The sequence below is a fragment of the Nocardia sp. NPDC058497 genome (assembly GCF_042720195.1).
Taxonomy (GTDB): domain Bacteria; phylum Actinomycetota; class Actinomycetes; order Mycobacteriales; family Mycobacteriaceae; genus Nocardia.
On the sequence record NZ_JBHXMY010000619.1, the window covers coordinates 1 to 3,406 of the forward strand.

General features: G+C 64.7%; 5 protein-coding genes. 1 reads left to right on the forward strand and 4 read right to left on the reverse strand.

The window, feature by feature from the left end; translation table 11 throughout:
• Window positions 1-261: 261 nt before the first annotated feature.
• From ACFWPJ_RS28305 to ACFWPJ_RS28320, 4 genes are all read right to left on the reverse strand, one after another.
• Complete coding sequence (locus ACFWPJ_RS28305) at window positions 262-480, reverse strand: hypothetical protein (protein WP_378855870.1); 219 nt, start codon at window positions 478-480, stop codon at window positions 262-264.
• 35 nt (window positions 481-515) lie between these two features.
• Window positions 516-1,517 (reverse strand): IS481 family transposase, encoded by a 1,002-nt coding sequence (locus ACFWPJ_RS28310; protein WP_378855872.1) that lies wholly within the window; start codon window positions 1,515-1,517, stop codon window positions 516-518.
• Window positions 1,518-1,635: 118 nt separating this feature from the next.
• A complete protein-coding gene (locus tag ACFWPJ_RS28315; RefSeq protein WP_378855874.1) occupies window positions 1,636-2,085 on the reverse strand; it encodes a GNAT family N-acetyltransferase in 450 nt (149 codons plus the stop codon).
• 199 nt (window positions 2,086-2,284) lie between these two features.
• Window positions 2,285-2,962: a TetR/AcrR family transcriptional regulator gene (locus tag ACFWPJ_RS28320; protein ID WP_378855876.1), complete on the reverse strand. Its 678-nt coding sequence runs from the start codon at window positions 2,960-2,962 to the stop codon at window positions 2,285-2,287.
• A gap of 112 nt (window positions 2,963-3,074) precedes the next feature.
• On the opposite strand from ACFWPJ_RS28320, the gene ACFWPJ_RS28325 reads away from it, so the two are divergent.
• Window positions 3,075-3,406 (forward strand): SDR family NAD(P)-dependent oxidoreductase (locus ACFWPJ_RS28325; protein ID WP_378855878.1); only part of this gene is annotated, 332 nt, incomplete at its 3' end.

Sequence of the window (3,406 nt, forward strand, 5' to 3'; positions counted from 1 at the left end):
CTATTGGGTAGCTTCCAAGGAACTGGAACCATCGCCAGGTGGTCGCTGGTTCAAATCCTGTCAGCCCGACCATGTAAAAAGACCCTCCGACCTCGGTGGGAGGGGATTTTTGTGGTATTGGACCTGCCGTAGCTGGGGACCAGTTGGGGACCGTGGTGGTCGTTTCAGGTGTGCTGAGAGCTTGTCGCCGTCCGATTGCAACGCCACGATGTCCGGGTGCAGGTATCGCCGTGTGATCCGAGGGTCGGTGTGCCCGGCGATCTACTGGAGCCGGTGCAGGGGCACACCGGCGTCGGCGAACCAGGTGAGTCCGGTGTGCCGATGATCGTGTCGACGCAGGTGCTCGAAGCCGAGCCGGGTCACCACTTCGTCCCAGTGCGTAGCCTTCTGGCTTTGGTCGTGAATTTCGGCATCGTTTGTCGCGAATCTCAACATCATTCCAAGGGCCAGCGGCCGGATTGTGTGCACGAAATCGAACAACGCTCATCGAAATCTATGTCGCCCAACGGCAGTCGCTAGCTGTATGAGGCCATGACGTTGGTGACGCCCGCATGGAGGCGGCTGGCTGGTGGTTGGTTCCCGGCGGCCGAATGGGGTCGATGGTAGTTGTAGTGGATATTCCAGATACCCAGGGCGTGGGCCCGGTGGTGTTCTGAGGTCCATTCGCGGGCGTAGAGAAACTCCTCGGCCAGGATCCGGTTGTAGCGTTCGACCTTGCCGTTGTGGCGGGGCGCGTATGGCCTGATCCGTTGGTGGCGTGCGCCGTGCAGCGTCTTGGCGAAGTCGGCAGCTCGGTAGCAGGAGCCGTTGTCGGTGACGATCCGCTCGAGGAAGACGATGCCGTGGGCGTGGAAGAACGCTCGTGCCCGGTCCATGAAACCCTGTGCTGTCACGGCCTTTTCATCGCCGAGGGCTTCGGTGTAGGCCAGCCGCGAGTAGCCATCGACCGCGGAGTGCATGTAGATGTATCCGGCTTTCGCTCCGCGTTTCTTGGCAGCAGCGGCGGCCTTGGCTTGGGCGGAGTCGCGGCCGTGAGCACGCCAGCCGCCACCATCGGGGATGCGCCCGACCTTCTTCACATCGACGTGGACCATGTGGCCGGGTCGTTGTGCCACGATCGGGCGTGGTGTCCGATTGTTCTCGCCGGTCGGGTCGATGAATCGGCGCCGGTTCAGGCCCATGTGCTGTAACTGCCTGGTCACCGTCGTGACCGCGATATCGACACCGGTGCAACGGAGTTCGTGGGTGATGCGACGGGCCGGCCACTTCTTGTCCCGGCGCATCTTCTCGATCCGTGCCAGCACCGCGGCCGATGTTGCAGTCGGTTGATGATGCGGAGCGCTGGAACGGTCGGCCAAGCCGAGCTCGCCGAATCGGCGATACCGGTTGACCCACTTCGAGGCGCATTGGCGTGAGATGCCCATCTCCGCAGCGACATGGGCGATCGGACGGGTCTGGCAGCGCTGCACCAGGCGGCGACGGCCTTCGACCGACAGTGGGGCATTACGGTGGGTCACGGACGGGTCTTCCCGGTCGAGCGGACGGAGGATGTGGTGTTTTCCATCCTGCCGCCGAGAGGCCCGTCCCCTCAGCTCACCCCTGTGCGGGCGTCAACAACCTCATGACCCACAACAGCTAGCCACTCCGGCGGGGAGTGCGGAGCATGAAGATGTCGACCGGGGTCTCGGTGACGACGGTGAATTCGTGTCGGCTGTAAAGCCGCCTCGCAGGGCTGCCACGCAGCACGTTCACCCGGACGACGATGTGTTCGCGATCGCAGCGTGCGAGCGTCTGGCTCAGCAAATCCGAGCCGATTCCCTGACCTTGCCAACTCGGATCTAAGTAGAAGTGCTCGAGCCAGTGCCCGTCGTCGGTCGGCCTGAGCGCGACGCAGCCTGCAAAAATGCCCGCCACCTCAATCACCAAGGTGTGCTCTGCCACGAAGCCGTCACGAAGCCGCTGTCGCACCCTGTGCTCGTCGTAGCGGCCGAGGCGCTCGAGGTCCGGCCGCAGCGTCAATGCACGCAACTCCGCGATCACCTCGACGTCTGCAGGCGCGGCGGGGCGAGTCTCCCAGTCTGGCATGGCGGGGAGGCTAGCGGACCGAGCTGCTGTTGGTCGCTCCGACTACAGCGCAACCTCTCCGGTAGGTGCACAAGTTCTGCTGGGCACGTGTGCTGGTGGTGTCGGATTTCGCGAACACGAAAATCCCGATCCCGCAGGTGGTGTCAAGATTCACGCACATGTGATGTCCAGATTCGCGATCGAAACCATACGCAAATGGTCAGGTGGGAGGGCGTTGCGAGGTGACGGCAGCCACATCCCATTGCGTGCGAGCGGCGGCGAACAGATCCACGCACACCGCCACGAGGTCGGCGGGGTCGTCGTGGCGGCCGTCCATCAGCCAGTCGACCAGCAGGTGGTTGACGCCGCCGACCAGTGCTGTCGCGGTCAACCGCCGGCCTCGTGTCAGTGCGCGGGGGCTCTCGGTCGTCCAGGTGGCCATCACTGTGTCGACGAAGTCGCGCAGTACCCGGTGGCGACGCTGTTCCATGTCCGGTGAAACACCGACGACTTCGATGAGGACTACCCGCGCGCGGCGGGGGTCGCTGGTCAGGTATCGGATGAAGGCGCCGAGTCCGGCTGCGGTGAGTGAATCGAGATCGGGTTCGGCCTGCTCGAGCGCGGCAATGGTCTCCGCACGCATCGCCTGGGCCAGATTGTCGTAGAGGGCGGCCAGGCAGAACTCCTGGTTGGGGAACGACTCGTAGAAATAGCGCTCGGTGACACCGGCGCCGCGGCAGATCTGCTTGATCGACGCGGCCGAATAGCCGGACGTGCCGTACTGCTCCAAGGCGGACTCCAGGATGGCAGCACGGCGCTGACGCACTCGCTCCTCCGGAGCGATACCGGAGTACTTACGGCTGGAGGGCTTCGGGCCGGAGGGTCCCGGGCGGGTCATTGAGCCTTTCCTTCCTGCCGACGAAGTGCAATACTAGCCGAACAATTTCTGACAATCGCGATTGCCCAACGTGGTGCGCGGTGTCGAACCGAACCGAGGAAGGCAGCACGCCATGACGGGAACAACACTGGTCGGACGCATCGTGGCCGTCACCGGCGGCGCACAGGGCATCGGACGTGAGATCGCGCGCCAGCTCGCCGAGGCCGGTGCACAGGTGGCGATCGGCGACCGCGACATCCAGGCGGCCGAGACGACGGCGCGGGAGCTGCCGGGACAGGTGCGCGCGTTCGCTCTCGATGTCACCGATACCGGGTCGTTCCGCCGGTTCCTCACCGAGGTCACCGACACTTGGGGCCCGCTCGACGTGCTGGTCAACAACGCAGGGGTCATGTGGGTCGGGGGCGGGGGGGGGGGCACCCCCAACCCCCCCCACCCCGCACGCGC

Coding starts and splice junctions, on each gene's coding strand:
- ACFWPJ_RS28315 (WP_378855874.1), bottom strand. CDS start 2,085: ATGCCAGACTGGGAGACTCGCCCCGCCGCGCCTGCAGACGTCGAGGTG.
- ACFWPJ_RS28320 (WP_378855876.1), bottom strand. CDS start 2,962: ATGACCCGCCCGGGACCCTCCGGCCCGAAGCCCTCCAGCCGTAAGTAC.